General features: G+C 70.4%; 40 protein-coding genes. 39 read left to right on the top strand and 1 reads right to left on the bottom strand.

Annotation, left to right across the window (positions count from 1 at the left end; all coding sequences use genetic code 11):
• Window positions 1-16 precede the first annotated feature (16 nt).
• The 6 genes from tuf (at window position 17) to BM288_RS03520 (ending at window position 3258) form a co-directional block, all read left to right on the top strand.
• Window positions 17-1210, top strand: a complete 1194-nt coding sequence (tuf, locus tag BM288_RS03545; protein WP_092915886.1) for an elongation factor Tu — start codon at window positions 17-19, stop codon at window positions 1208-1210.
• A gap of 121 nt (window positions 1211-1331) precedes the next feature.
• Window positions 1332-1763 (top strand): DUF1801 domain-containing protein, encoded by a 432-nt coding sequence (locus tag BM288_RS03540; RefSeq protein ID WP_092915884.1) that lies wholly within the window; start codon window positions 1332-1334, stop codon window positions 1761-1763.
• The gene (locus BM288_RS03535) at window positions 1756-1983 is read left to right on the top strand and encodes an SCO4848 family membrane protein (protein WP_092915882.1); all 228 of its coding nucleotides are present in this window, start codon (window positions 1756-1758) and stop codon (window positions 1981-1983) included. Before BM288_RS03540 ends, BM288_RS03535 begins: the two co-directional genes overlap by 8 nt.
• A 112-nt stretch (window positions 1984-2095) precedes the next feature.
• Window positions 2096-2458: a hypothetical protein gene (locus BM288_RS03530; RefSeq protein WP_092915880.1), complete on the top strand. Its 363-nt coding sequence runs from the start codon at window positions 2096-2098 to the stop codon at window positions 2456-2458.
• A 271-nt stretch (window positions 2459-2729) separates the two neighbouring features.
• Complete coding sequence (locus tag BM288_RS03525) at window positions 2730-2987, top strand: hypothetical protein (RefSeq protein WP_092915878.1); 258 nt, start codon at window positions 2730-2732, stop codon at window positions 2985-2987.
• Window positions 2980-3258 carry a hypothetical protein gene (locus tag BM288_RS03520; protein WP_092915876.1) on the top strand — a complete coding sequence of 93 codons (279 nt, stop codon included), beginning with the start codon at window positions 2980-2982 and terminating at the stop codon, window positions 3256-3258. Before BM288_RS03525 ends, BM288_RS03520 begins: the two co-directional genes overlap by 8 nt.
• A gap of 18 nt (window positions 3259-3276) precedes the next feature.
• Here the strand turns inward: BM288_RS03520 and BM288_RS03515 are convergent, their stop codons facing one another.
• Entirely contained in the window at window positions 3277-4068 is a 792-nt protein-coding gene (locus tag BM288_RS03515) for an IclR family transcriptional regulator (protein ID WP_318255306.1), read from the bottom strand.
• 52 nt (window positions 4069-4120) lie between these two features.
• On the opposite strand from BM288_RS03515, the gene hutH reads away from it, so the two are divergent.
• From hutH to BM288_RS03350, 33 genes are all read left to right on the top strand, one after another.
• The gene (gene hutH / locus BM288_RS03510) at window positions 4121-5731 is read left to right on the top strand and encodes a histidine ammonia-lyase (protein WP_092916233.1); all 1611 of its coding nucleotides are present in this window, start codon (window positions 4121-4123) and stop codon (window positions 5729-5731) included.
• Entirely contained in the window at window positions 5731-6999 is a 1269-nt protein-coding gene (gene hutI / locus BM288_RS03505; protein WP_092915872.1) for an imidazolonepropionase, read from the top strand. The genes hutH and hutI overlap by 1 nt, the downstream gene beginning before the upstream one ends.
• Window positions 7000-7071: 72 nt before the next feature.
• On the top strand, window positions 7072-8217 hold the full coding sequence (locus tag BM288_RS03500; protein WP_092915870.1) for a type III polyketide synthase: 1146 nt from the start codon (window positions 7072-7074) through the stop codon (window positions 8215-8217).
• A gap of 1 nt (window position 8218) precedes the next feature.
• Window positions 8219-8932 carry a methyltransferase domain-containing protein gene (locus tag BM288_RS03495; RefSeq protein ID WP_092915868.1) on the top strand — a complete coding sequence of 238 codons (714 nt, stop codon included), beginning with the start codon at window positions 8219-8221 and terminating at the stop codon, window positions 8930-8932.
• Complete coding sequence (locus BM288_RS03490; protein ID WP_177220232.1) at window positions 8929-10068, top strand: FAD-dependent oxidoreductase; 1140 nt, start codon at window positions 8929-8931, stop codon at window positions 10066-10068. The genes BM288_RS03495 and BM288_RS03490 overlap by 4 nt, the downstream gene beginning before the upstream one ends.
• Before the next feature lie 109 nt (window positions 10069-10177).
• The gene (locus BM288_RS03485) at window positions 10178-10384 is read left to right on the top strand and encodes an antitoxin (protein WP_092915864.1); all 207 of its coding nucleotides are present in this window, start codon (window positions 10178-10180) and stop codon (window positions 10382-10384) included.
• Between the two features lie 374 nt (window positions 10385-10758).
• Window positions 10759-11067 carry a 30S ribosomal protein S10 gene (rpsJ, locus tag BM288_RS03480; protein WP_021010896.1) on the top strand — a complete coding sequence of 103 codons (309 nt, stop codon included), beginning with the start codon at window positions 10759-10761 and terminating at the stop codon, window positions 11065-11067.
• 8 nt (window positions 11068-11075) lie between these two features.
• Complete coding sequence (rplC, locus tag BM288_RS03475) at window positions 11076-11726, top strand: 50S ribosomal protein L3 (RefSeq protein WP_092915862.1); 651 nt, start codon at window positions 11076-11078, stop codon at window positions 11724-11726.
• Window positions 11727-11728: 2 nt separating this feature from the next.
• Complete coding sequence (rplD, locus tag BM288_RS03470) at window positions 11729-12700, top strand: 50S ribosomal protein L4, sunset domain variant (protein WP_092915860.1); 972 nt, start codon at window positions 11729-11731, stop codon at window positions 12698-12700.
• The gene (gene rplW / locus BM288_RS03465) at window positions 12700-12999 is read left to right on the top strand and encodes a 50S ribosomal protein L23 (RefSeq protein WP_092915858.1); all 300 of its coding nucleotides are present in this window, start codon (window positions 12700-12702) and stop codon (window positions 12997-12999) included. Before rplD ends, rplW begins: the two co-directional genes overlap by 1 nt.
• 18 nt (window positions 13000-13017) lie before the next feature.
• Complete coding sequence (rplB, locus tag BM288_RS03460) at window positions 13018-13857, top strand: 50S ribosomal protein L2 (RefSeq protein ID WP_092915856.1); 840 nt, start codon at window positions 13018-13020, stop codon at window positions 13855-13857.
• Window positions 13858-13869: 12 nt separating this feature from the next.
• Window positions 13870-14151 (top strand): 30S ribosomal protein S19, encoded by a 282-nt coding sequence (gene rpsS, locus BM288_RS03455; RefSeq protein ID WP_092915854.1) that lies wholly within the window; start codon window positions 13870-13872, stop codon window positions 14149-14151.
• A gap of 27 nt (window positions 14152-14178) precedes the next feature.
• Window positions 14179-14547, top strand: a complete 369-nt coding sequence (gene rplV / locus BM288_RS03450; RefSeq protein ID WP_092915852.1) for a 50S ribosomal protein L22 — start codon at window positions 14179-14181, stop codon at window positions 14545-14547.
• Window positions 14547-15290 carry a 30S ribosomal protein S3 gene (gene rpsC, locus BM288_RS03445; protein ID WP_092915850.1) on the top strand — a complete coding sequence of 248 codons (744 nt, stop codon included), beginning with the start codon at window positions 14547-14549 and terminating at the stop codon, window positions 15288-15290. Before rplV ends, rpsC begins: the two co-directional genes overlap by 1 nt.
• Complete coding sequence (gene rplP / locus BM288_RS03440) at window positions 15290-15709, top strand: 50S ribosomal protein L16 (RefSeq protein ID WP_092915848.1); 420 nt, start codon at window positions 15290-15292, stop codon at window positions 15707-15709. The genes rpsC and rplP overlap by 1 nt, the downstream gene beginning before the upstream one ends.
• Entirely contained in the window at window positions 15709-16026 is a 318-nt protein-coding gene (rpmC, locus tag BM288_RS03435) for a 50S ribosomal protein L29 (RefSeq protein WP_092915846.1), read from the top strand. The genes rplP and rpmC overlap by 1 nt, the downstream gene beginning before the upstream one ends.
• On the top strand, window positions 16026-16310 hold the full coding sequence (rpsQ, locus tag BM288_RS03430) for a 30S ribosomal protein S17 (RefSeq protein WP_092915844.1): 285 nt from the start codon (window positions 16026-16028) through the stop codon (window positions 16308-16310). The genes rpmC and rpsQ overlap by 1 nt, the downstream gene beginning before the upstream one ends.
• Window positions 16311-16336: 26 nt before the next feature.
• On the top strand, window positions 16337-16705 hold the full coding sequence (gene rplN, locus BM288_RS03425; protein ID WP_092915842.1) for a 50S ribosomal protein L14: 369 nt from the start codon (window positions 16337-16339) through the stop codon (window positions 16703-16705).
• A 3-nt stretch (window positions 16706-16708) separates the two neighbouring features.
• Complete coding sequence (rplX, locus tag BM288_RS03420; RefSeq protein ID WP_092915840.1) at window positions 16709-17080, top strand: 50S ribosomal protein L24; 372 nt, start codon at window positions 16709-16711, stop codon at window positions 17078-17080.
• Window positions 17073-17633 (top strand): 50S ribosomal protein L5, encoded by a 561-nt coding sequence (gene rplE, locus BM288_RS03415; RefSeq protein WP_092915838.1) that lies wholly within the window; start codon window positions 17073-17075, stop codon window positions 17631-17633. The genes rplX and rplE overlap by 8 nt, the downstream gene beginning before the upstream one ends.
• An 82-nt stretch (window positions 17634-17715) precedes the next feature.
• Window positions 17716-18114 carry a 30S ribosomal protein S8 gene (gene rpsH, locus BM288_RS03410; RefSeq protein WP_092915836.1) on the top strand — a complete coding sequence of 133 codons (399 nt, stop codon included), beginning with the start codon at window positions 17716-17718 and terminating at the stop codon, window positions 18112-18114.
• A gap of 6 nt (window positions 18115-18120) precedes the next feature.
• Window positions 18121-18657 (top strand): 50S ribosomal protein L6, encoded by a 537-nt coding sequence (gene rplF, locus BM288_RS03405; protein WP_092915834.1) that lies wholly within the window; start codon window positions 18121-18123, stop codon window positions 18655-18657.
• A complete protein-coding gene (gene rplR, locus BM288_RS03400) occupies window positions 18657-19028 on the top strand; it encodes a 50S ribosomal protein L18 (RefSeq protein WP_092915832.1) in 372 nt (123 codons plus the stop codon). Before rplF ends, rplR begins: the two co-directional genes overlap by 1 nt.
• Window positions 19025-19750 (top strand): 30S ribosomal protein S5, encoded by a 726-nt coding sequence (gene rpsE / locus BM288_RS03395; RefSeq protein WP_092915830.1) that lies wholly within the window; start codon window positions 19025-19027, stop codon window positions 19748-19750. The genes rplR and rpsE overlap by 4 nt, the downstream gene beginning before the upstream one ends.
• Entirely contained in the window at window positions 19747-19935 is a 189-nt protein-coding gene (gene rpmD / locus BM288_RS03390; protein ID WP_092915828.1) for a 50S ribosomal protein L30, read from the top strand. Before rpsE ends, rpmD begins: the two co-directional genes overlap by 4 nt.
• Window positions 19928-20392, top strand: a complete 465-nt coding sequence (gene rplO, locus BM288_RS03385) for a 50S ribosomal protein L15 (protein ID WP_092915826.1) — start codon at window positions 19928-19930, stop codon at window positions 20390-20392. The genes rpmD and rplO overlap by 8 nt, the downstream gene beginning before the upstream one ends.
• Window positions 20393-20453: 61 nt before the next feature.
• Window positions 20454-21785: a preprotein translocase subunit SecY gene (gene secY / locus BM288_RS03380; RefSeq protein ID WP_092915824.1), complete on the top strand. Its 1332-nt coding sequence runs from the start codon at window positions 20454-20456 to the stop codon at window positions 21783-21785.
• Window positions 21786-22367 carry an adenylate kinase gene (locus BM288_RS03375; protein ID WP_092915822.1) on the top strand — a complete coding sequence of 194 codons (582 nt, stop codon included), beginning with the start codon at window positions 21786-21788 and terminating at the stop codon, window positions 22365-22367.
• The gene (gene map, locus BM288_RS03370; protein ID WP_092915820.1) at window positions 22367-23197 is read left to right on the top strand and encodes a type I methionyl aminopeptidase; all 831 of its coding nucleotides are present in this window, start codon (window positions 22367-22369) and stop codon (window positions 23195-23197) included. Before BM288_RS03375 ends, map begins: the two co-directional genes overlap by 1 nt.
• A 71-nt stretch (window positions 23198-23268) precedes the next feature.
• Window positions 23269-23523 (top strand): HPr family phosphocarrier protein, encoded by a 255-nt coding sequence (locus BM288_RS03365; RefSeq protein ID WP_092915818.1) that lies wholly within the window; start codon window positions 23269-23271, stop codon window positions 23521-23523.
• Window positions 23524-23554: 31 nt separating this feature from the next.
• Entirely contained in the window at window positions 23555-25105 is a 1551-nt protein-coding gene (locus BM288_RS03360; protein ID WP_092915816.1) for a PTS mannitol transporter subunit IIBC, read from the top strand.
• 7 nt (window positions 25106-25112) lie between these two features.
• Window positions 25113-25544 carry a PTS mannitol transporter subunit IIA gene (locus tag BM288_RS03355; protein WP_092915814.1) on the top strand — a complete coding sequence of 144 codons (432 nt, stop codon included), beginning with the start codon at window positions 25113-25115 and terminating at the stop codon, window positions 25542-25544.
• Window positions 25544-26671, top strand: a complete 1128-nt coding sequence (locus BM288_RS03350; protein WP_092915812.1) for a mannitol-1-phosphate 5-dehydrogenase — start codon at window positions 25544-25546, stop codon at window positions 26669-26671. Before BM288_RS03355 ends, BM288_RS03350 begins: the two co-directional genes overlap by 1 nt.
• Window positions 26672-26683: the final 12 nt, after the last annotated feature.

Here is a 26683-nt window from a genome sequence, read left to right as displayed (position 1 = left end):
GTCCTAGGAGGACATAGTGGCTAAGGCCAAGTTCGAGCGGACCAAGCCGCACGTCAACATCGGAACGATCGGTCACGTCGACCACGGCAAGACGACGCTCTCGGCAGCGATCTCGAAGGTCCTGGCCGACAAGTACCCGTCGGCGACCAACGTGCAGCGCGACTTCGCAACGATCGACTCCGCTCCTGAGGAGCGCCAGCGCGGCATCACGATCAACATCTCGCACATCGAGTACGAGACGCCGAAGCGCCACTACGCGCACGTCGACGCTCCTGGTCACGCTGACTACATCAAGAACATGATCACGGGTGCGGCCCAGATGGATGGCGCGATCCTCGTGGTCGCCGCGACCGACGGCCCCATGGCGCAGACCCGCGAGCACGTGCTGCTCGCCAAGCAGGTCGGCGTGCCGTACCTGATGGTCGCGCTCAACAAGTCCGACATGGTCGACGACGAGGAGATCCTCGAGCTCGTCGAGCTGGAGGTCCGCGAGCTGCTGTCGAGCCAGAACTTCGACGGCGACAACGCTCCGGTCATCCGCGTCTCGGCGCTCAAGGCGCTCGAGGGCGAGCAGAAGTGGGTCGACTCGATCATCGAGCTCATGGAAGCCGCTGACGAGAACATCCCGGACCCGGTCCGCGACCGCGACCGCCCGTTCCTGATGCCCGTCGAGGACGTCTTCACGATCACCGGCCGTGGCACGGTCGTCACGGGTCGCGCCGAGCGCGGCACGCTGAAGATCAACTCCGAGGTCGAGATCGTCGGCATCCGCCCGACGCAGAAGACGACGGTCACCGGCATCGAGATGTTCCACAAGCAGCTCGACGAGGCATGGGCCGGCGAGAACTGCGGTCTGCTCCTGCGCGGCACCAAGCGCGAGGACGTCGAGCGCGGCCAGGTCGTCGTGCAGCCGGGCTCGGTCACGCCGCACACGAACTTCGAGGGCACGGCGTACATCCTCGCGAAGGACGAGGGCGGCCGCCACAACCCGTTCTTCACGAACTACCGCCCGCAGTTCTACTTCCGCACCACCGACGTCACCGGCGTCATCTCGCTCCCCGAGGGCACCGAGATGGTCATGCCCGGCGACACCACCGACATGACGGTCGAGCTGATCCAGCCGATCGCCATGGAGGAGGGCCTCGGCTTCGCCATCCGTGAGGGCGGCCGCACGGTCGGCGCCGGCACGGTCACGAAGATCAACAAGTAGGACCAGCACGACACACGGAAGGGGCCCCGCGCACTGCGGGGCCCCTTCTGCGTGCGCGGACGGATGCGGCGGAGGGCCGGCCGATCTGGACGCCGCCCCCGATCCGGCAGAGGATGGTCGCATGGCAGAGCAGAAGACCAAGCCCACCGACGCATCCGTCGAAGCATTCCTCGATGCGGCCGAGCCGCCCCGGCGCGTCGAGGAGGGGCACCGGCTGGTCGCGATCATGCGCGAGGAGACCGGCGAGGAACCGGTGCTGTGGGGTCCGTCGATCATCGGCTTCGGCAGCTACCACTACGTGTCGCCCTCGAAGACTTCGCGTGCCGAGGGCGACTGGCCGAAGGTCGGCTTCTCGCCGCGCAAGGGGGCGCTCTCGCTCTACGGACTGAAGGATCTGCCTGAGGGCGCGGCGCTGCTGCCGCAGCTGGGCGGCTACACGGAGGGCGCCGGCTGCGTGTACGTGAAGCGGCTCGAGCAGGTCGACGAGGCCGTGCTGCGGCAGCTGATCCGCATCGCGCACGCGCGCGGCGAGGATCCGGCCCGAGATGCCTGACGCGGTCGGCATCGTCGGGGCCGTGCTGCTGCTGGTCGGAGCCGCCTTCAGCCTGCTCGTCTGGCCGACATTCCTGCGTCGTATCGCGAAGGATGAGCGAGCGAGGGATGCGCACGGCAGGCCGACGCGGTTCCTGACCGTGCACGTGGTGCTGATCACGATCGCACTGCTGATCGCGATCGCGCAGGCGGTGGCCGGCATCTGGTGGCTGATCGACTGACGGTCGCACCCGTGGGCGCCGCTTCGCTTTGGGGGCTGGCGGGTGACGGCAGGATCGGCTTGGCTGGCAGGTGCGCGGGCGACCGCCGCCCGCTCGGCACAGGAGGTGCGAGATGCCCGGGACCGACGACATCGCCGACGCAGGGCTCGCGGCGTTCGATCAGGAGCACGAGCTGGTGCAGCAGCCGGGCGAGCGACCCGACCGGGCTGCCGCCGAGGAGGCGGAGGCCGGCGGCGCCGCGGATGACGTCGCCGACGACTCGGTCGCCCCCGGCACCCAATCGCCCGCCAATGAGCCGGTCGGCTCCGAGGCTGGCGGGCCCGATGCCTTCGGCGTCGGCCCCACCGACACCGACCGCACGGGCGGCAACTGGGCCGACGCCGACGACGCGGGCGCCAGCGATACCGGCATCGCGCCGCCTCCCGGAGCGCAGCCGGGCAATGACGACCCGGCCGACGGGCGTGCTGAGCCATGAGCGGCATCGAGACCGCGGCCGCATCGGATCCGCCGGAGCAGGACCCTCCGGTGCGCGTGGATCCCACTGCGCCCGGTGCGCCGAGCGCGCCGGAGGCGCCGGTGGGGCCGCCGCCCGAGGCGCCCGAATGGCCCGCCGACCCTACGCAGCCGCCAGGTGGCTGAGCAACGCTGCCACGCCGCGTGACGGGGCGTGACGATCGACGACGCGGTGGGCTGCCGGGCCCGCCGCGTCGCCTCGTAACCTGTGGTCTGGCGACCCGAGGAGACCCATGAGCATCGCCACCGCATCCGCCGCCGCACCCGCCGTCGACGTCACCGCCGACGAGCGCACGGAGCGACTCGAGCAAGCCGAGCAGGCCTGGGGCGAGCGCCTCGCCGCCGACGCCGCGAACGGCCGCTGGCCTTCGCCGCCGCCGGCATCGCCCCGCAGCTCCGAGCGTCACCATTGCCCAGCGGCGCTCGGCATGGTGTGCTGTCAGAGGGCGGCGCACCGCCGCCGGGTCACGAGAGGGGTGCGAGATGGCTGAGCACGAACCGCAGGGCGACGACCGCCGCGACGACCGCCGCGATGAGGACCAGCCGGATGTCGAGCTGCCCGGTGCCGACGTCGACGGCAGCCAGGACTTCGTCGAGGACGCGACCGGCGCCTCCTACGACGAGCAGGCCGACCGAGCGCAGGCGGTCATCGACAGGACGCACGCGATGGATAAGCCCGAGCTGCAGCCCGACGACGCCTCCGAGGCTGCGCTGGCGGACGCTCCGCCGTCCGGACCCGACGCCGACGAGCGGCCCGTCTGAGTCGCGCGGCAGTCGAGCTCAGCCGCCGCCGAGCCGGCGGGTGAGCTCGGCTGCCGCGGCTGCGCACTGCGCGCCCAGCCCCTCCCAGTCGTCGGGCTCGAGTGCCGCCAGCCGGAAGGTCAGTCCGACGGCCGCGGCGGGATAGCCGGCGGCGTCGCGCGCGGCGGCCGCGACCGAGCCGTAGGCCGCATCCACCTCGCCGTCCTCCCTCGCCCAGCCGCGCCGCCGCACCCCGGCGAGCAGCGTCGTCAGGGCCGAGCGCGTCGCCGGACGCTCGCCCGCCAGGTCGCGGTCGTGGGGGATGAGCGCGCGCACCTGCTCGTCGCCCAGCGCTGCCAGCATCGCGCGGCCGGTCGCCGTGCGCACCGCGGGCAGCCGCACCCCGACGTTCGAGACGGTCGCGGGGGAGCGGCGCGCCTCGCCCCGCCCGGCGTAGGCGACATCGCTGCCGGCCAGCACCGCCAGGTGGCTCGTGGTCGGCACCGGCGCGGCGCGCACGAGGCCGTCGAGCAGGGGCTGCGCGAGCCGCTCGAGCCTGGTCGCCGCTGCCACCCGCGAGCCGATCTGCTGCACCCGGGCGCTCGCGCCCCACGCGCCCAGCTCCGGGTAGTGCACGAGGAAGCCCTCGTCGCGCATCACCTGCAGCAGCTGGTACGCGCTCGACCGGGGCAGCCCGAGCTCGCGCGCGATGGTCGCCGCGCGCACCGGGCCGGCCTGCTCGGCGAGCAGCGCCAGCACCCGCAGCGCGCTCCGGGCCGCCGGCATCCGTGCCATCCCCACGATCGCCTCCGAGTCTGAGATCTCAGACACGAGTATGACGCAGGCGGATGCGCGTGTCCGGTGCCGCAGGTGGAATGGGGGCATGACTGTGGTTCTCGGAGACTCCCCCCTCACCCGGCACGAGGTCGTGCAGGTCGCCCGCTTCGATGCGCGCGTCGAGCTGAGCGCCGCGGCGCTCGCGGCGCTCGACGCCTCGCGCGCCGTGATCGACGGGCTCGCCGCCGACACGAGCCCGCACTACGGCATCTCCACCGGCTTCGGCGCGCTGGCCAACACGGCCATCGCGCCGGAGGACCGCACCCGGCTGCAGCAGTCGCTGATCCGCTCGCACGCGGCCTCGAGCGGCGAGGAGATCGAGCGCGAGGTGGTGCGCGGCCTGATGCTGCTGCGGCTGCAGACGCTCGCGACCGGCCGCACCGGCATCCGTCGCGCGACCGCAGAGCTCTACGCCGGCATGCTGAACGCCGGCATCCACCCGGTCATCGGCGAGTACGGCTCGCTGGGCTGCTCGGGCGACCTCGCGCCGCTGTCGCACATCGCGCTCGCGGCGATGGGGGAGGGCACCGTGCGCGTGGACCGCCAGGGAGATGGCCCGCTCGAGCTCTCGACCGAGCTCCTCGACGCCTCCGAAGCACTCAGCAGGGCGGGCCTCACGCCCGTCGTGCTGGCCGAGAAGGAGGGGCTCGCCCTCGTCAACGGCACCGACGGCATGCTGGCGATGCTGTGCCTGGCGCTGGCCGACCTCGACAAGCTGCTCGACACGGCCGATCTCGCCGCCGCCATGAGCGTCGAGGGGCTGCTCGGCACCGACGCCCCCTTCGCGCCCGAGCTGATGGCGCTGCGCCCGCACCCGGGCCAGGCCGCCAGCGCCGCGAACATCGCCGCGCTGCTGGCCGACAGCCCCATCGTCGCCAGCCACAAGGGGCCGGAGGACACGCGCGTGCAGGACGCCTACTCGCTGCGCTGCGCCCCGCAGGTGCACGGCACCGCGCGCGACACCGCCGCGCACGCCGCCCGCGTCGCCGAGATCGAGCTGGCGAGCGCGATCGACAATCCGGTCGTGCTGCCCGATGGCCGCGTGGTCTCGAACGGCAACTTCCACGGCGCGCCCGTCGCCGCCGTGCTCGACTTCCTCGCCATCTCGATCGCCGACGTCGCCTCGATGAGCGAGCGCCGCAGCGACCGCTTCCTCGACCCGGCGCGCTCCTACGGCCTGCCGCCGTTCCTCGCCCACGACCCGGGCGTCGACTCGGGCCTGATGATCGCGCAGTACACGCAGGCCGGCATCGTCTCCGAGCTCAAGCGCCTCGCGGTGCCCGCCTCGGCCGACTCCATCCCCTCGAGCGCCATGCAGGAGGACCACGTCTCGATGGGCTGGGGCGCCGCCCGCAAGCTGCGCCGCGCCGTCGACGGCCTCGGCAGGGTGCTCGCGATCGAGATCATGACGGCAGCGCGCGGCATCGAGCTGCGCGACGACGCTCCCGGGCCCCGCACCGGGCGGGTCATCGAGGCGCTGCGCCGGCTGGTGCCGGGCGTCGGGCCCGACCGCTTCCTCGCCCGCGACATCGAGGCATCCGTCGCCTTCGCCGTCGGCGGCGGCGCCCTCATCGAGGCGGGGCTGGTCGACCGCATCGAGGCGTGGTCGGCGCGCGAGGGCGAGAGCTTCCAGGTCGGCATCGAGCGGGGTCAGTGATGGCGACCCTCATCACCGGCATCGGCGAGCTGACCACCAACGACGACGAACGCGGGCGGATGCGCGACGCGGCCGTCGTGGTCGACGGCGACGTGATCGCGTGGGTGGGTGAGGCATCCGCAGCACCGGCCGCCGACGAGCGCGTCGACGTCGACGGTCGCGCGGTGCTGCCCGGCTGGGTCGACAGCCACACGCACCTGGTGTTCGCCGGCGACCGCACCGCCGAGTTCGAGGCGCGGATGGCGGGCGAGGCGTACGCGGCCGGCGGCATCGGCGTGACCGTGGGTGCCACCCGCGCCGCGACCGACGACGAGCTCACCGCCAACCTCGACCGGCTCGCCGACGAGCTGCTGCGCGGCGGCACGACCGCCTTCGAGACCAAGACCGGCTACGGCCTGACCGTCGCAGACGAGCTGCGCAGCGCGCGCATCGCAGCCACCCGCGCCGACTCGGTCACCTTCCTGGGCGCGCACCTGGTGCCGCAGGACTGGGCCGAGCGCGGCGGGCCGGACGCCTACGTCGACCTGGTGACGGGCGAGATGCTGGCGGCGGTCGCGCCGCACGTCGAGGCGATCGACGTCTTCTGCGAGCGCGGCGCCTTCGACGAGGCGCAGTCGCGCCGCGTGCTCGAGGCGGGCAGGGCCGCGGGACTCGCGCTGCGCGTGCACGGCAACCAGCTCGGCCCCGGCCCGGGCGTGCGGCTCGCGGTCGAGCTCGGCGCCGCGAGCGTCGACCATGTCGCCTTCATCGACGACGAGGAGGTGCGGATGCTCGCGGAGACCTGGCACGGCGGCACCGGCACCGTCGCCACCGTGCTGCCAGCCTGCGACCTCTCGACCCGCATGCCGCTCGCCCCCGCGCGGCGGCTGGTCGACGCGGGCGCCGTGATCGCGATCGCGACGAACTGCAACCCCGGCACGAGCTACACGACCTCGATGGCGTTCTGCGTCGCGACCGCCGTGCTGCAGATGGGGCTGACAGTCGAGGAGGCCGTGCGCGCCGCGACGCTCGGCGGCGCCGTCGCCCTCGGGCTCGACGGCGACGAGTCCGCGGCCGCGCCGGTGCGCGCCGCCGGCTCCGGTGAGCGCGGCGTGCCCGACCCGGCCGCCTCGCGGGCCGGGCGTGCCCGCCTGCCGCTGGGACGCATCCGCCCCGGTGCCCGCGCCGACCTGCAGGTGCTCGATGCCCCGTCGATCACGCACCTCGCCTACCGGCCGGGCGTGCCGCTGACGAGCGCGGTCTGGCGCGCGGGCGCGCGGGTGGTCTGAGCGGAGCCGGGTCGAGCTGCGCTGCGCGCTTACGTCCGGCGAACCCACAGTGTGCCCCATTAGCCTCGGGCCATGACGGTGACGATGCGAGGCCTGTCCACAGCGGTGCCGTCGACCGAGCTCCTTCAGCCGCAGGTCGCCGAGGTCTTCGCGTCGCAGCCGGGTCTGAGCCGGCTCGCGCAGCGCATCGTGAGCACCTCGTTCGGGGTGTCCGGCATCGAGCGCCGCTACACCGTGATCGACGAGCTCACCCTCGATGGCCCGGCGCCGGCCGAGCCCGAGTTCTTCGACCGCGACTCCGGCCTGCTGCTCGACCCCGGCACCAGGCTGCGCAACGACCGCTACGAGACGCACGCGAGCCGGCTGTACGTCGAGGCCGGCCGGGCCGCGCTCGACGCGGTCGACGGCCTCGAGCCGGAAGACGTGACGCACGTCGTCACCGTCTCGTGCACGGGCTTCTACGCGCCGGGACCCGACTTCGTGCTGGCGCGCGACCTCGGGCTGCGAGCCGGCGTGCAGCGCTACCACCTGGGCTTCATGGGCTGCTACGCCGCGGTGCCCGCGCTGCGGCTCGCGAAGCAGCTGTGCGAGGCGGACGCGGACGCGGTCGTGCTGGTCGTGAGCGTCGAGCTGTGCACGCTGCACCTGCGCACCTCGAACGACCCCGACACGATCGTTGCGACCTCGCTGTTCGGCGACGGGGCGGGGGCGGCGCTCGTGACGGCCCGGCCGCCTGCCGAGGGTGAGCGCGCGCTGCAGCTCGACGCCTTCGCGACGCGCACGACACCGCAGGGCGAGGGCGACATGGCCTGGCGCATCGGAGACCACGGCTTCGAGATGGTGCTTTCGAACGCGATCCCCTCGATCATCGGCGAGCACGTCACGGGCGCGATCGCGCCGCTGCTGGCGAGCGAGCCGGCGCTCGGCGATGCGCTCGCTGAGGAGCGCGCCGGCTCGGCGATCGAGCACTGGGCCATCCACCCGGGCGGCCGCAGCATCCTCGACCGGGTCGAGTCGACGCTCGTGCTGAGCGAGGCGCAGCTCGCGCCCGCGCGCGAGACGCTGCGCGACTACGGCAACATGTCCAGCGCCACGGTGCTGTTCGTGCTCGAGCGCATCCTGCGGGATCCCGCGGCGGCCGACGGCGACCGGGTGGCGGCAATGGCCTTCGGCCCGGGGCTGACGGTGGAGTCGGCGCTGCTGACCATCCGCGGCTGAGATGCTGCTGAGCGGGCTGCGGCGGCGCGATCCCGACGCGCGCGAGACCATGGACGACCCGGCATGCGACCCCGTCATGCTCGCCCGCACCTACTCCCGCTTCGACCTCGTGAACGCGATCGTCTCCGGCCGCGGCGCGATGTACCGCCGGTGGATCCGCCCTCGGCTGCGCGCCGGATCGCGCGTGCGGCTGCTCGATGTCGGCACGGGCGGTGCCGATCTGCCCCGGCGCCTGCTGCGCTGGGCCGCGCGCGAGCCGGGCACGCTGGAGGCGGTCGCGATCGACCCCGACCCGCGCGCGATCGCCTTCGCGGCCGGGCTCCCGGCCATGCGGGGGCTGGAGCTGCGGCAGACGACGACGCGCGAGCTCGCCCTGGCTGACGAGCGCTTCGACGTCGTCATCTCCGGCCACGTGCTGCACCACCTCGCGCCGCGCGAGCTCGGCGCGATCCTCGCCGACTCCGAACGGCTCCTCGCACCGGGAGGCGTGGCCGTGCACGGCGACATCGCGCGATCCGCCATCGGCTACCTCGCATTCGCCGCCGGCACGCTGCCGTTCGAGGGCACGCTGCTGCGCCACTCGTTCATCCGCGCCGACGGCCTCGCATCCATCCGCCGCAGCCACACGGTCGCCGAGCTCGCCCGGGCGGTGCCGTCGGGCTGGCGCGTGCGCGGCGGCCATCCCTGGCGGCTGGAGCTCGTGTGGCCCGCGTGACCGAGCGTGTCGAGGTCGCCATCGTCGGTGCCGGCGCGGTCGGGCTGCTGCTGGGGTGCCTGCTGGCGCAGCGCGGCGTCGACCTGATCGTGCTCGAGCGCAGGCCCGCGGTCTCGCGCGCCTCGCGAGCCATCGGCATCCACCCGCCCGGCCTCGCGGCGCTCGATGCCGCCGGTGTCGGTGACGCGGTTCGGCGCGAGGCGGCGGGCGTCGAGGTGGGCATCGCGCTGGGCGGCGGGCGGGAGCTCGCGCGCGTCCCCTTCGGCGACCGGCGGATCCTCTCGCTGCCGCAGCACCGCACCGAGGCACTGCTGCGGGAGCGCCTCGCGCAGCTGGCACCTGGAGCCCTGCGGACTGGCGCCGAGCTCGTCGGCCTGCAGCAGTCCGTGTCGGGACAGGTCGAGCTCGAGCTCGCGGACGGCGCCCGGGTCGCGGCCCGCTGGGCGGTGGGCGCCGACGGCGTGCGCAGCACGGTGCGGCGGCTGCTGGGCATCGCGTGGCAGCCGCGGCCCGGCGTCGCGGCCTACGCGATGGCTGACGCGCCGGATCGCACCGGCGCGCCGGGCGCGGCCCTGCTGTGCCTCGAACCCGACGGCATCGTCGAATCGTTCCCGATGCCGGACGGGCAGCGACGCTGGGTCGCGCGGCTTCCGGGACCGAGCGGGCCGACGCGGATGGAGCCGCTGTCGCTGGCCGCGCTGCAGCGACTGCTGCGGGAGCGCCTCGGCGTGGCGCCCGAGCTGCCGGCCGCGGCGAAGCCGAGCAGCTTCGTGGCGCGGCAGCGGGTGGCGACCGAGTTCACGCGTGGTCGCGTCGCCCTCGTCGGCGACGCCGCGCACGAGATCAGCCCGATCGGCGGGCAGGGCATGAGCCTCGGATGGCTCGACGCCGTCGCCTTCGACCGAGCCCTCGCGAGCGCGGCCCCGCACGAACGCGACGGAGCAGCGCTCGAGGGCTACGCCCGCGAGCGGGGGCGCGCTGCTGCGCGCGCCGTGCGCCGGGCAGCCTGGAACATGCGCATGGGTGCGCCTGCACACGGGGCCGCTCGCGTCGCCAGGCTCGCGCTCGTGCGGATCCTCGGGCTGCCGCCGGCCCGGTCTCTGCTCGTGTCCTCGTTCACGATGCGCGGCCTGTGACCCGCAGTCGCAGCTGCGGTCGTCGATCGGGTCTGGTGCCCCTCGGGCGAGTGTGGTTCTGTGTGCGCGGAGGCCGCGAACAGCGCGGCGACGACCGAAGGAGTTGCACATGGGGTTCGAAGACCTCGTCAACAAGGGCAAGGACGCGCTCAACAGCGAGCAGGGCGAGCAGCAGAGCGACCAGGCCATCCAGGGAGCCGGCGACGGCTTCGACAAGCTGACCGGCGGCAGGTTCGCCGAGCACACCGACGGCGTGCAACAGCACGCCGACGGCTTCGTCGGCCAGCAGGACCAGCAGGACCAGCAGCAGCAGTAGTCGCGGCCACCGGAGGGGGACAGGACTACGGCCCCGTCCCCCTCTGCTGTGCCGGCACACGCCCGGCCGACCCGCGCGAACACGGGCGAGGAAGCGCGACACGCCCGGGTTGCACGAACATCCGCATCCGTGCGAGAATCGTCAGGTTGCAAACGCGGCGGTTCACGTCGCTCACTGCTCTGGCTGTGCACAGGTCGATCACGAACCTGGGCCGCGGGCAGCCCCAACAAGAACTTCACTGAATTCGAGCGCGGCACGGCCGTGCTCGGCATCGGTGCGCGCCCCTCGTGGGCATTGACAGAAGAACAGCGGTGCACTCGAGCAGTGCGTTGCGAGCAGCCTGAACGGCTGCGTCGACAGGAAGAGAGTCAGCCATGGCGGGACAGAAGATCCGCATCCGACTGAAGTCGTACGACCACGAGGTCATCGACTCTTCGGCGCGCAAGATCGTCGACACCGTGACCCGTGCGGGCGCGACGGTGGTGGGCCCTGTGCCGCTGCCGACCGAGAAGAACGTGGTCGTCGTGATCCGTTCGCCTCACAAGTACAAGGACAGCCGCGAGCACTTCGAGAAGCGCACGCACAAGCGACTCATCGACATCATCGACCCGACGCCGAAGGCTGTCGACTCGCTCATGCGCCTCGACCTGCCCGCTGACGTCAACATCGAGATCAAGCTCTAAGGAACGCCATGTCGAAGATCATGACGACTCGCGGCCTGCTCGGCAAGAAGCTCGGGATGACCCAGGTCTGGGATGAGCAGAACAAGCTCGTCCCGGTCACGGTGCTCGAGATCACGCCGAACGTGGTCACGCAGATCCGCACGCCCGAGAAGGACGGCTACGCAGCCATCCAGATCGCCGCCGGCCAGATCGACCCGCGCAAGGTCAACAAGCCCGCTGCCGGCCACTTCGAGGCCGCCGGCGTCACGCCGCGTCGCCACATCACCGAGGTCCGCACGGACAACGCCGCTGAGTACGAGCTCGGCCAGGAGCTGGCGGTCGACCTGTTCGCCGTCGGCCAGAAGGTGGATGTCGTCGGCACGTCCAAGGGCAAGGGCTTCGCCGGTGTCATGAAGCGTCACAACTTCGCCGGCGTCTCCGCCTCGCACGGTGCGCACCGCAACCACCGCAAGCCCGGCTCCATCGGTGCCTCGGCAACGCCGAGCCGCGTCTTCCGCGGCAAGCGCATGCCCGGCCGCATGGGCACGGACCGCGTGTCGGTGCTGAACCTCACGATCCACTCGGTCGATGCCGAGCAGGGTCTCATGCTCGTCAAGGGCGCCGTCCCCGGCGCTCGCGGCCGTCTTGTGTACGTCCGCAACGCTGTGAAGGGAGCCTGAGCATGACTGCACAGGTCGCCATCGTCAACGCCGAGGGCAAGCAGGCAGGCTCGATCGAGCTGCCCGCGAGCATCTTCGACGTGCAGACGAACGTTCCGCTCATCCACCAGGTCGTCGTGGCGCAGCTGGCTGCCGCCCGTCAGGGCACGCACGCGGTCAAGGGTCGCGGCGAGGTCTCCGGCTCCGGCGCCAAGCCGCACAAGCAGAAGGGCACCGGCCGCGCCCGTCAGGGCTCGATCCGCATGCCCCAGCACCGCGGCGGTGGCATCGTCCACGGCCCCGTGCCGCGTGACTACTCGCAGCGCACCCCCAAGAAGATGATCGCCGCGGCTCTGCTCGGCGCGCTCTCCGACCGAGCCCGCGGCGGCAAGCTGCACATCGTCGAGGCATTCGCCGGCGAGACGCCCAAGACCCGCGTCGCCGTCGAGATGCTCGGCGCGCTCGGTGTCGTCAAGAACGTGCTGGTCGTGCTCGACCGCTCGGAGGAGACCGCGTTCACCTCGGTGCGCAACCTCCCCGAGGTGCACGTGCTCACGTGGGACCAGCTCAACGCGTACGACGTGCTCGTGAGCGACGACATCGTCTTCTCTCAGCCGGCCTACGAGGCGTTCGTCGCCGCGAAGTCGGGCGGGAAGGCAGAGGTCGCAGCGGCACCCGTGGCCGAGCAGCCCGCCAAGGCCGAGAAGGCTGAGAAGCCGGCCAAGGCCAAGGCTGCGGACGTCGAGGAGGCGCCGGCTGCTGCCGCCGCTGACTTCGGCACCGACTCGCACGCCGCGCTGGAGGACGGCTCGGCACCCGAGGGCTTCGAGATCAAGGGCAACGCCAGCTCGATGAAGTTCCACCTCCCCGGCGGTCGCTGGTACGAGCAGACCGAGGCCGAGGTGTGGTTCCGCACCGCAGCGGCCGCTGAGGCCGCAGGCTTCACCGAGGCCGGCAAGGCCTCGAAGGCTGACAAGGCAGAGAAGGACAACTGATGAGCGGCTACAACAAGGACCCTCGCGACGTCATCATCCGACCGATCGTGTCGGAGAAGAGCTACGCGCTCATCGACATGGGCAGCTACACCTTCGAGGTCGACCCTCGTGCCACGAAGACGGAGATCAAGCTCGCCATCGAGAAGATCTTCGGCGTCAAGGTGGAGCGCGTCAACACACTGAACCGCGTCGGCAAGTCGCGCCGCACCCGCTTCGGCACCGGCAAGCGCAAGGACACCAAGCGCGCCATCGTCAAGCTGAAGTCCGGCTCGATCGACATCTTCACGGCTGTCGGCTGAGACTGAAGGAACGAGAACATGGCTATTCGCAAGTACAAGCCGACGACCCCAGGTCGTCGAGGCTCGTCCGTCGCCGACTTCGCTGAGATCACCCGGTCGACGCCCGAGAAGTCGCTGCTTCGCCCGCTGCCCAAGACGGGCGGCCGCAACAACACCGGTCGCATCACCACGCGGCACATCGGTGGCGGTCACAAGCGCCAGTACCGCGTCATCGACTTCCGTCGCAATGACAAGGACGGCGTGAACGCCCGCGTCGCGCACATCGAGTACGACCCCAACCGCACGGCGCGCATCGCGCTGCTGCACTTCGAGGACGGCACGAAGCGCTACATCCTGGCGCCGAACAAGCTCGGGCAGGGCGACGTCGTGGAGTCGGGCGCAGGCGCCGACATCAAGCCGGGCAACAACCTGCCGATGCGCAACATCCCCACCGGTACGGTCATCCACGCAGTGGAGCTCCGCCCCGGCGGCGGCGCCAAGATGGCTCGTTCGGCGGGCGCCTCGGTGCGTCTGGTCGCCAAGGACGGCCCCTACGTGCAGCTCCGCCTGCCGTCGGGTGAGATCCGCAACGTCGACGCGCGCTGCCGAGCGACGATCGGCGAGGTCGGCAACGCCGAGCAGTCGAACATCAACTGGGGCAAGGCCGGCCGCAAGCGCTGGCTCGGGGTCCGCCCGACCGTCCGCGGTGTCGCGATGAACCCGGTCGACCACCCGCACGGTGGTGGCGAGGGCAAGACGAGCGGTGGCCGCCACCCCGTCAGCCCGTGGGGCCAGGCAGAGGGCCGCACCCGTCGGCCCAACAAGCCGAGTGACAAGCTCATCGTCCGTCGCCGTTCGACCGGCAAGAAGAAGCGCTAGTAGGAGAGTCCGATGCCCCGCAGCCTCAAGAAGGGTCCGTTCGTCGACGACCACCTCCTCACCAAGGTGGTTCGCCAGAACGAGGCCAGCAGCAAGAACGTCATCAAGACGTGGTCGCGCCGTTCGATGATCGTGCCGGCCATGCTCGGTCACACGATCGCCGTGCACGACGGTCGCAAGCACATCCCGGTCTTCGTCACCGAGACGATGGTCGGCCACAAGCTGGGCGAGTTCGCGCCCACCCGTACCTTCCGTGGACACGTGAAGGACGACAAGAAGGGCCGTCGCCGCTAAGCGCGGTGACGGAAGAAGGAGAAGGCAATGGTTGAGTCGATCGCTCGCGTTCGTCACATCCGCGTGACCCCTCAGAAGGCCCGCCGTGTCGTCGACATGATTCGCGGCAAGCAGGCCGAGGAAGCCCTCGCGATCCTGAAGTTCGCCCCGCAGGGCGCCTCGGAGCCGGTGTACAAGCTCGTCGCCTCGGCGATGGCGAACGCCCGGGTCAAGGCCGATGCGACGAACGAGTTCCTCGACGAGCAGGACCTCTACGTGTCCCGCATCTTCGTCGACGAGGGCACCACGCTCAAGCGGTTCCAGCCGCGTGCACAGGGTCGCGCGTTCCGCATCAACAAGCGGACGAGCCACATCACCGTCGTGCTCGCGACGCCGACCACGGAGGACGAGAAGTAATGGGACAGAAGGTCAACCCGTACGGCTTCCGCCTCGGCATCACCACCGACCACGTGTCGCGCTGGTTCGCCGAGTCGACGAAGCCGGGACAGCGCTACGCCGACTACGTGGCTGAGGACGTCCGCATCCGCAAGATGCTGATCACCAGCCTCGACCGCGCCGGCGTCGCCCGCATCGAGATCGAGCGCACCAAGGACCGCGTCCGCGTCGACATCCACACCGCCCGGCCGGGCATCGTGATCGGTCGCCGTGGCGCCGAGGCCGAGCGCATCCGCGCCGACCTCGAGAAGCTCACCGGCAAGCAGATCCAGCTGAACATCCTCGAGGTCAAGAACCCCGAGGGCTCGGCCCAGCTCGTCGCACAGGGCATCGCCGAGCAGCTCAGCGCTCGCGTGGCGTTCCGCCGCGCGATGCGCAAGGGTCTGCAGTCGGCGCAGCGCGCCGGCGCCAAGGGCGTCAAGATCAAGGTGTCGGGTCGTCTCGGCGGCGCCGAGATGAGCCGCAGCGAGCAGTACCGCGAGGGCCGCGTGCCCCTGCACACGCTGCGGTCGAACATCGACTACGGCTTCTACGAGGCACGCACCACCTTCGGCCGCATCGGCGTGAAGGTCTGGATCTACAACGGTGAGCTCACCAACCGCGAGCTGGCTCGCGAGCAGGCGAACCAGAAGCCGCAGCAGCGCGAGCGTCGGGGTCCCCGTCGCGACGCAGCTCCGGCCGCAGCAGGAGCAGAGGCGAAGTAATGCTTATTCCCCGTCGAGTCAAGCACCGCAAGCAGCACCACCCGAACCGTCGTGGCCAGGCCACAGGCGGCACGGCCGTGTCGTTCGGTGACTACGGCATCCAGGCGCTCACGCCTGCGTATGTCACGAACCGCCAGATCGAGGCCGCACGTATTGCCATGACGCGTCACATCAAGCGCGGTGGCAAGGTGTGGATCAACATCTACCCCGACCGTCCGCTCACGAAGAAGCCTGCCGAGACCCGCATGGGTTCCGGCAAGGGTTCGCCCGAGTGGTGGGTCGCGAACGTCAAGCCGGGCCGCGTCCTGTTCGAGGTCGCCGGTGTCGAAGAGGAGCTCGCCCGCGAGGCGATGACGCGAGCCATTCACAAGCTGCCGCTCAAGGCACGCATCATCAAGCGCGAGGAGGCTGACGCATAATGGCGATCGGTTCCAAGGAGCTCATGCCCGCCGAGCTCGCCACCCTCGATGACGAGCGACTCGTCGTCGAGCTGAAGCGGGCCAAGGAAGAGCTGTTCAACCTGCGCTTCCAGTCGGCCACCGGCCAGCTGGAGTCGCACGGCCGCCTGCGCGCCGTCAAGCGCGACATCGCGCGGCTCTACACCGTGATCCGTGAGCGCGAGCTCGGCATCAGCGCCTCCCCGGCGCCCGTCGAGAAGCCTGCGGACAAGAAGAAGTCGAAGAAGGCCGACGAGGCCAAGGCTTCTGAGAATGACGAGAAGGCTGAGGACAACTGATGGCTACTGAGCAGCCCAAGGACGAGACCGTCCAGCGCGGCTACCGCAAGTCGCGCATCGGCTACGTCACCTCCGACAAGATGGACAAGACCGTCGTCGTCGAGGTCGAGGACCGCGTCAAGCACGCCCTGTACGGCAAGGTGCTCCGCAAGTCCTCGAAGGTGAAGGCACACGACGAGCAGAACGCAGCCGGCATCGGTGACCGCGTGATGATCGCCGAGACCCGCCCGATGAGCGCCACCAAGCGGTGGCGCGTCGTCGAGATCCTCGAGAAGGCCAAGTAGGCCTCGGCCTCGAAGGAGATCCAGACATGATTCAGCAGGAATCCCGCATCAAGGTTGCCGACAACACCGGCGCCAAGGAGCTCCTGACCATTCGCGTGCTCGGCGGCTCCGGCCGTCGCTACGCCGGCCTCGGTGACACCATCGTGGCCACGGTCAAGGACGCCATCCCCGGCGGCAACGTCAAGAAGGGCGACGTGGTCAAGGCCGTCGTCGTCCGCACCGTGAAGTCGACGCGCCGCGCCGACGGCTCGTACATCAAGTTCGACGAGAACGCAGCAGTCATCCTGAAGACGGACGGCGACCCCCGCGGCACTCGCATCTTCGGACCCGTCGGTCGCGAGCTCCGCGACAAGCGCTTCATGAAGATCGTGTCGCTCGCACCGGAGGTGATCTGACCCATGGCCAGCATCAAGAAGGGCGACCTCGTCCAGGTGATCGCCGGCGCGCGCGAGTCGCGCGGCGGTGACCGAGGCAAGACCGGTCGCGTCATCCGGGTCCTCACCGAGCAGGACCGAGTGGTCGTCGAGGGCGTCAACCTCGTCACCAAGCACATCAAGGTCGGCCAGACCAACCGCGGCACCCGCACGGGTGGCATCGAGACCCACGAGGCCCCGATCCACGTGTCGAACGTCGCGCTCGTCGACCCCGAGTCGAAGAAGCCCACGCGCGTCCGCAGCGAGGTCAAGACCGTCGAGAAGAACGGCGCGTCGATCCCGCAGAAGGTTCGCGTCTCGAGCAAGTCGGGCAAGGAGATTAAGAGCAATGACTGACACCGCTGTGCGCCTGCCCAGGCTCAAGCAGCAGTACCGCGAGACGATCGTGAAGCAGCTCCAGGAGGAGTTCGGCTTCACGAACGTCATGCAGGTGCCTGGCCTGACCAAGATCGTCGTCAACACGGGTGTCGGCGAGGCCGCACGTGACTCGAAGGTGATCGATGGCGCGATCCGCGACCTGACGCTGATCACCGGACAGAAGCCGAAGGTCACCGCTGCCCGCAAGTCGATCGCTCAGTTCAAGCTGCGCGACGGCATGCCGATCGGCGCGCACGTCACGCTGCGCGGCGACCGCATGTGGGAGTTCCTCGACCGTCTGCTGACGCTCGCGCTCCCGCGCATCCGCGACTTCCGCGGCCTCGAGCCCAAGCAGTTCGACGGCAACGGCAACTACACCTTCGGCCTCACGGAGCAGTCCGTGTTCCACGAGATCGACCAGGACAAGATCGACCGCGTCCGCGGCTTCGACATCACCGTCGTCACGACGGCGAAGACGGATGACGAGGGTCGCGCGCTGCTCAAGGCGCTCGGCTTCCCCTTCAAGTCCTGACCCCATCGGCGCCGCCGGCGCCGAGCTGAATTCAAGGTCGCTGTCCGCGGAACGGGCAGCGAAACCAGAACGGAGAACATCCATGACGATGACCGACCCGGTCGCCGACATGCTGACGCGTCTGCGCAACGCCAATACGGCGATGCACGACGAGGTCACGCTGCCGTCGTCGAACCTCAAGGCGAACATCGCTGAGATCCTCGAGCGCGAGGGCTTCATCTCGGGCTGGAAGGTCGAGGACGCACGCGTCGGCAAGACGCTGACGCTGAGCCTCAAGTACGGCACGAACCGCGAGCGCGCGCTCGCTGGCCTCAAGCGGGTCTCGAAGCCCGGTCTGCGCGTCTACGCGCGATCAACCGAGATCCCCCAGGTGCACGGCGGCCTCGGCGTCGCCATCCTGTCCACGAGCTCGGGCCTCCTCACTGACCGTGAGGCCGAGCAGAAGGGCGTCGGCGGGGAAGTCCTCGCCTACGTGTGGTGAGCTGACATGTCACGAATCGGACGTCTCCCCATCGACATCCCCTCGGGTGTCGAGATCTCGGTGAACGACGGCGTCGTCACCGTCAAGGGCCCCAAGGGCGAGCTCACGACCCGCATCGCGCAGCCGATCGAGGTCGAGGTCGCCGACGGCCAGGTGCAGGTCACCCGGCCCGACGACGAGCGCGAGTCGCGCTCGCTGCACGGCCTCACCCGCACCCTCATCGCCAACGACATCGTCGGCGTCACCGAGGGCTACTCCAAGTCGCTCGAGGTCGTCGGCACCGGCTACCGCGTGCAGGCGAAGGGCACGGGCCTGGAGTTCGCGCTCGGCTTCTCGCACCCGGTGAACATCGAGCCGCCCGCCGGCATCACGTTCGCCGTCGAGGGCAACAACAAGGTCACCGTCAGCGGCATCTCCAAGCAGGCCGTCGGCGAAGTGGCCGCGAATCTCCGCAAGCTGCGCAAGCCCGAGCCCTACAAGGGCAAGGGTGTGCGCTACGCAGGCGAGCAGATCCGCCGCAAGGCTGGAAAGGCTGGTAAGTGATGGGCATCGGTACCCGAGGCAAGAGCAAGTCGGCTGCCCGCGGCCGTCGTCACGCACGCCTCCGCAAGAAGATCGTCGGCACCGCTTCGGTGCCGCGCATGGTCGTCACCCGCTCGGCACGCCACGTGTTCGTGCAGATCGTCGACGACTCGCAGGGCATCACCGTCGCCTCGGCGTCGACCATGGAGGCAGACCTCCGTGCGCTCGACGGCGACAAGACGGCCAAGGCCAAGCGCGTCGGCGAGCTGCTCGCTGAGCGTGCGAAGGCTGCAGGCGTCGAGTCGGTCGTGTTCGACCGCGGCGGCAACCGCTACGCCGGTCGCGTCGCAGCGATCGCCGACGGCGCACGAGAGGCAGGGCTGGGACTGTGAGCGAAGAGAACAAGGACACGCAGGTGACGGACACCACGCAGCAGGCTGCAGCCGGTGCTCCCGCGGCTGAGGCCGGCCAGTCGGCCGACCACCGCGACGAGCCCCGCGAGCAGCGTCGCGGCAGCCGCGACCGCGGCACGCGCAACGAGCGCGGGCGTCGCGACGACCGCACGGAGAACCAGTTCCTCGAGCGCGTCGTGACGATCAACCGCGTCTCGAAGGTCGTCAAGGGCGGCCGCCGCTTCAGCTTCACGGCGCTTGTCGTCGTGGGTGACGGCGACGGCATGGTCGGCGTCGGCTACGGCAAGGCGCGCGAGGTCCCCACCGCGATCTCCAAGGGCGTCGAGGAGGCGAAGAAGAACTTCTTCCGCGTCCCCCGCATCGCCAAGACGATCCCGCACCCCGTGCAGGGCGAGGCCGCAGCCGGCGTCGTGCTGCTGCGTCCCGCTGCCGCCGGTACCGGCGTCATCGCGGGTGGACCGGTGCGCGCCGTCCTGGAGTGCGCTGGCATCCACGACGTGCTGAGCAAGTCGCTCGGCTCGTCGAACTCCATCAACATCGTCCACGCGACGGTCGCGGCACTGCGCATGCTCGAGGAGCCCCGCGCAGTGGCAGCCCGTCGTGGTCTCGACGTGGACCGCGTCGTGCCGGAGCGCCTGCTCCGTGCCGAGGCGGAGAACACCAAGCACGAGGCCGAGATCGCGAAGGCGGCATCCAAGTGAGCAAGCTGAAGATCACGCAGACGAAGTCTGTGATCAGCGAGAAGCAGTACCAGCGCGACACGCTGCGCTCGCTCGGGCTCAAGCGCATCGGCCAGTCGGTCGAGCGCGAGGACAACCAGCAGAACCGTGGGTACGTCAACACGGTTCGGCACCTCGTCAAGGTCGAGGAGATCCAGAATGACTGACAAGAACGAGTCGGCCGAGCTGCCGTCGCTCAAGGTGCACCACCTCCGGCCCGCGCCGGGCGCGAAGACCGCCCGCACGCGTGTCGGCCGCGGTGAGGCGTCGAAGGGCAAGACGGCCGGTCGAGGCACGAAGGGCACCAAGGCCCGCTACCAGGTGCGTCCCGGATTCCAGGGCGGCCAGCTCACGAGTGTCATGCGCACTCCGAAGCTGCGCGGCTTCAAGAACCCGTTCCGCACGGAGTACCAGGTCGTCAACGTGGGCCAGCTGGGCGAGTTGTTCCCCGAGGGCGGCGACGTCACGGTGGCCGCTCTGGTCGCCAAGGGCGCGGTCCGCAAGAACGAGCTGGTCAAGGTGCTCGCCGGTGGCGAGCTCTCGGTCGCGCTCACGATCGCGGTCGACAAGGTCTCGGCTGCGGCTGAGCAGAAGATCGTGGCCGCTGGCGGTTCGGTCAAGTAAGTAGGCTGAGGGGCGGTCCGTGCGCGGACCGCCCCGATTGCCATTCTCTGGAAGGCTGCACGTGTTCAGTGCCATCGCACGCATCTTCAAGACGCGAGACCTGCGTCGGAAGATCTTCTTCACGCTCGCCATCGTGGCGGTGTTCCGGTTCGGGTCGTTCATCCCCGCGCCGTTCGTCGACTACGGCAACGTGCAGGAGTGCATCGCCGCCAACCAGACCGCGCAAGGGCTGTACCAGCTCGTCAACCTGTTCTCAGGTGGCGCGCTGCTGCAGCTAAGCATCTTCGCGCTGGGCATCATGCCCTACATCACCGCGGCGATCATCACGCAGCTGCTGCGCGTCGTCATCCCCCACTTCGAGGCGCTCCAGAAGGAGGGCCAGCAGGGGCAGGCGAAGCTCACGCAGTACACCCGCTACATGACCATCGCGCTCGCCGTGCTGCAGTCGACCACGCTCATCACGGTCGCCCGCTCCGGCGCCCTGTTCTCGCAGACCGGCGGCCCCGCGCTGCCGCAGTGCCAGAACCTGCTGACGAACGACTCCTGGTGGTCGATCACGCTGATGATCTTCACGATGACGGCCGGCACCGGCCTCATCATGTGGTTCGGCGAGCTCATCACCGAGCGCGGCATCGGCAACGGCATGTCGCTGCTCATCTTCGTCTCGATCGCCGCGACCTTCCCCGGCGCGCTCGGTCAGATCTTCCAGACGCAGGGCCCGAACACCTTCGCGATGGTGCTGGTCGTCGGCATCATCATCATGGCGCTCGTCGTCTTCGTCGAGCAGTCCCAGCGGCGCATCCCTGTGCAGTACGCCAAGCGCATGGTCGGTCGCCGCATGTACGGCGGGCAGTCGACCTACATCCCGATCAAGGTCAACATGGCCGGTGTCATCCCGGTCATCTTCGCGTCCTCGCTGCTGTACCTGCCGATGCTGGTCGCGCAGTTCAGCACCCCGAACGACGGCACCGCGCCGCCCGAGTGGGTGCTGTGGGTGCAGGCGAACCTCACCTCCGGTGACGCGCCGCTCTACATGCTCGTGTTCTTCCTGCTCACGGTGGGCTTCACCTACTTCTACGTCGCGATCACCTTCAACCCCGAAGAGGTCGCCGACAACATGAAGAAGTACGGCGGCTTCATCCCCGGCATCCGCGCCGGCCGTCCGACGGCCGAGTACCTCGACTACGTGCTCACCCGGATCACGCTGCCGGGCTCGCTCTACCTGGGCATCGTCGCGCTCATCCCGCTGATCGCGCTCTCCACCGTGGGTGCGAACCAGAACTTCCCCTTCGGCGGCGCCTCGCTCCTGATCATCGTCGGCGTCGGTCTGGAGACCGTGCGGCAGATCGACGCGCAGCTGCAGCAGCGCCACTACGAAGGGCTCATCCGCTAGATGTCGAATCTCCTCATCGTGGGCCCGCCCGGTGCGGGCAAGGGCACCCAGGCAGCACGCATCGCCGAGGCGCTCGGGATCCCGGCCGTCTCCACCGGAGACATCTTCCGTCAGAACATCAAGGACCAGACCGAGCTCGGGCAGCGCGTCTCCGCGATCCTCGACGCCGGCGAGTACGTGCCCGACTCCCTCACCAACGAGCTGATCGACGACCGGCTCGCGCAGGCCGACGCCGAGCAGGGCTACCTGCTCGACGGCTACCCGCGCACCGCAGGCCAGGTCGAGTTCCTCGACGGCGTGAACCTCCGCCGCGGCGAGCAGATCGACGCCGTCATCCGCCTGGTCGCCGACACCGACGAGGTCGTCCGGCGGCTGGCTGCGCGTGCGCAGGAGCAGGGCCGCAGCGACGACACCGAGGATGTCATCCGGCACCGCCAGGAGGTCTACGAGCGCGAGACCGCACCGCTCATCGCGATCTTCGCCGAGCGCGGCCTAGTGGTCGAGGTCGACGGCATGGGCGCCGTCGACGACGTGACCGAGCGCATCCTCGCCGGCCTGGCCGAGCGCGCCATCACGGCCTGATGCGAGGCCGCGGTCACTCCAAGTCGCGGCGCGAGCTCGCCGCGATGCGTGAGCCGGGTCGCATCACCGCGCTCGCGCTCGCCGCAGTCGCGCAGGAGATCCGGGCGGGCGTCACCCCGCTCGAGCTCGACCGCCTCGCCGAGGGCGTCATCCGCGAGCACGGGGCCGTGCCCAACTTCCAGCTCGAGCCCGGCTACGAGCACACGCTGTGCGTCGGTGTCAACGACGTCGTGGTGCACGGCATCCCGGGCACCGCTCCGCTCGAGCCGGGCGACCTGGTCACCGTCGACTGCGGCGCCACCATCGGCGGCTTCCACGGCGATGCGGCGATCACGGTCGTCGTGCCCGGCGGCGAGCCGGAGCGCACCGCGGCCCGCCAGCGGCTGAGCAACGTCACCGAGGGGGCACTCTGGGCCGGCATCGCGGCGCTCGCCTCCGCGAAGCAACTCGGCGAGGTCGGCGCCGCCGTCGAGGACCACATCGAGGCCCACAGCGACTACGGCATCAACGACGACTACATCGGCCACGGCATCGGCACCGCCATGCACGAGGATCCGCCGGTGTTCAACTACCGCACGCGCGTGCGCGGGCCTGCGGTGAAGCCGGGGCTGTGCGTCGCGATCGAGCCGATCATCCACGCCGGGTCGACCGGCACCACCGTGGACGACGACGGCTGGACGGTGCGCACCGCCGACGGCACCGACGCCTGCCAGTGGGAGCACTCGGTCGCGGTGCACTCCGCAGGCATCTGGGTGCTGACGGCGCTCGATGGCGGGGCAGCGGGTCTGCAGCCGTTCGGCGTCGTGCCGGTGCCGATCGCGGATCGCTGACGGCGGGCAGTGCCCGGTGGTAGCGTGTTGCCACCTCGGGCCGACCCCGGCCCTGATCTCGAAGGAGCACCATGGCCGAGCGCACCGTCACCGTCGAGTCAGCGCACGGGCTGCACGCCCGTCCGGCCTCGCTCTTCGCCCAGGCCGCGGCCAAGGCCAGCAGCGCGGTCACGGTCACCAAGGGTGAGAAGCAGGTCAACGCGGCCAGCATCCTCTCGGTCATCTCGCTCGGCGTGAACAAGGGCGACTCGATCACGATCGCCTCCGACGACGAGAGTGTCCTCGACGAGCTCGAGCAGCTCCTCGCCACCGATCACGACGCCTGACCACCCAACCCGACGCAGCACGGAGTCGACGATGACCACCACGCAAGCAGCCTCGAAGTCCGGCGGCGCGCGCGTCGCAGTGCAGAAGTTCGGCACGTTCCTCTCCGGCATGATCATGCCGAACATCCCCGCGCTCATCGCCTGGGGCATCCTGACCGCGCTCTTCATCGAGGTCGGCCCGTTCCCGAACGCCGACCTGGCCACCATGGTGGGCCCGATCATCCACTACCTGCTGCCGATCATGATCGCCGGCACCGGCGGCCGCATGGTCTACGAGACCCGAGGCGCGGTGGTCGGCGCATTCGCGGTGATGGGCGCGATCGTCGGCTCCGACCTGCTGATCGACCGCATCAACGCCGAGGGCGAGGGCGGCCTCGGCTACGTGCACATGTTCATCGGCGCCATGATCCTCGGACCGCTCGCAGCCTGGGTGATGAAGCAGCTCGACAAGCTGTGGGACGGCAAGGTCCGCGCCGGCTTCGAGATGCTCGTCAACATGTTCTCGGCGGGCATCGTCGCGTTCCTGATGGCGCTGCTGGGCTTCTACCTCATCGCCCCCATCGTGAACTGGATCATGTCGGTCGTCGGCGGCGCCGTCGGCTGGCTGGTCGACACGGGCCTGCTCTGGCTCGCATCGTTCCTCATCGAGCCGGCGAAGGTCTTCTTCCTCAACAACGCCATCAACCACGGCGTGCTCACGCCGCTGGGCACCACCGAGGTGGCGACCGACGGCAGCTCGATCCTGTTCCTGCTCGAGGCGAACCCCGGTCCGGGCCTGGGCCTGCTGCTGGCGTTCTCGTTCTTCGGCGTCGGCGCCGCGCGCGCCACCGCACCGGGTGCCGCGATCATCCAGTTCGCCGGCGGCATCCACGAGGTCTACTTCCCCTACGCGCTCATGAAGCCCACGCTCATCATCGCGCTCGTGCTCGGCGGCGCGTCGGGCGTGGCCACGAACATGCTGCTCGGCACCGGCCTCGCCGGCCCGGCGGCTCCCGGCAGCATCTTCGCCGTCGCCGTCCAGGCAGGGCTGGTGGGCATCGGCAACCTGGTCGGCGTGCTGCTCTCGGTGGTGGTCGCGGCCGCGGTCACGTTCCTGGTGGCCGCGGTCATCCTGCGCGCTTCGCGCAAGCGCGACCTCGCGCGTGAGGACGCGGGCGACCTGTCTGCGGCCATCGCGAAGACCGAGGCGGCGAAGGGCAAGAAGTCCGAGCACCTCTCGAACCTCGCCGCCGGCGGCGCGGCGGCCGGCACCGCGGCCGACGCGGGCGGCACCGCGGTCGTGAGCGAACCCATCCGCAAGATCGTCTTCGCCTGCGACGCGGGCATGGGCTCGAGCGCGATGGGCGCGAGCGTGCTGCGCAACAAGCTCAAGAAGGCCGGCATCGAGGGGATCGAGGTCAAGAACGTGGCCATCGCGAACCTCGACGGCAGCGAGGATCTGATCGTCACGCACCAGGACCTCACGGCCCGCGCGCGGCTGCAGAACGACCGCGCGACCCACGTGTCGGTCGAGAACTTCATGAACAGCCCGAAGTACGACGACGTCGTCACGCTGGTCGGCGACTCGAACGCGACCGAATAGGAGCATCATGCCCGTTCTCTCCCTCGAGCAGATCACCACGACACCGACGGCCACCTCGAAGGATGAGGCGATCCAGGAGGCGGCCGACATCCTGGTCGCCGCGGGTGCGGTGACGCCCGACTACGCCGACGCCATGCGCGAGCGCGAGACGAGCGTGTCGACCTACATGGGCAACCTGCTGGCCATCCCGCACGGCACGAACGAGTCGAAGGAGTCGATCCTCGACTCCGGGCTGTCGGTGGCCCGCCACGACACCCCGATCGACTGGGACGGCAATCCGGTGAAGTTCGTCATCGGCATCGCCGGCAAGGATGGCGGGCACCTCGAGATCCTGTCGAAGATCGCCATCGTGTTCGCCGACGAGGACGAGGTGGCGAAGCTCGAGGCGGCGCCGGATGCCGCGGCCATCCTCGAGCTGCTCGGCGACGTCAACGAGTGATGCGCGCCGTCCACTTCGGCGCGGGCAACATCGGCCGCGGCTTCGTCGGGCTGCTCCTGCACCGAGCCGGCTACGAGGTGACGTTCGTCGACGTCAACCCCGAGCTGATCGGCATGCTGCAGACGGCGGATGCGTACCAGGTGCGCGAGGTCGGGCCCGACGCGGTCGTGCACACGGTCACCGGCTTCACCGGCATCGACTCGAAGGCTGACCCGACCGGCGCGGCGCAGGCGGTGGCGGATGCGGATGTCGTCACGTGCGCGGTGGGCCCGACGGTCATGCGGTTCATCGCCCCCGTGATCCGCGAGGGGCTCGCGCTGCGCTCGGGCGATCCGCTGGTGGTGATGGCGTGCGAGAACGCGATCGGCGCGAGCGACACCCTGCGCGAGCACGTGCTCGAGGGCGCCGAGGAGCTCGCGGCGAAGGCCGTGTTCGCCAACACCGCGGTCGACCGCATCATCCCGCCGCAGGATCCCGCCGGTCTCGACGTGGTGGTGGAGGACTTCTTCGAGTGGTCGATCGACCGCTCGCCGTTCGCCGGCTCGGGCGCAGCCCAGCCGGCCATTCCGGATGCGCACTTCGTCGACGATCTCGCGCCGTTCATCGAGCGCAAGCTGTTCACGGTCAACACCGGGCACGCGACCACCGCCTACGCCGGGTGGAACGCCGGCATCGCGACGATCGCGGAGGCGCTCGAGGACCGGGCCATCCGCGCCGCCGTCGAGGCGGCGCTCGCCGACACCTCGAGGCTGCTGCTGGCGAAGTTCGGGTTCGACGCCGACGAGCACGCCGCGTATGTCGCGCGCGCGATCGAGCGCTTCGAGAACCCGGCGCTGCCAGACACCTGCGAGCGCATCGGGCGCCAGCCGCTGCGCAAGCTCTCGCGTCACGAGCGCTTCGTGCAGCCGGCCGTCGAGCTGGTGGAGCGCGGCGAGCGCGCCGATGGCCTGGTCGCCGCGTACGCCGCCGCGCTGCGCTTCGACGCGGAGGGCGACGAGCAGGCGGTCGAGCTGCAGCGGCTGCTGCACGAACTGGAGCCGGCGGACTTCGTCGCGCACGTGAGCGGCATCGAGACGGGCCCGCTCGCCGAGACGCTCGCGGAACGCGTGGCGGCAGCGCGGAGCTGAGGCCCGCAGCGC

This window comes from Agrococcus baldri, assembly GCA_900114805.1.
GTDB lineage: Bacteria > Actinomycetota > Actinomycetes > Actinomycetales > Microbacteriaceae > Agrococcus > Agrococcus baldri.
Note: the sequence above shows the minus strand (reverse complement) of the source record. Positions and strands in the feature narration are given on the sequence as shown.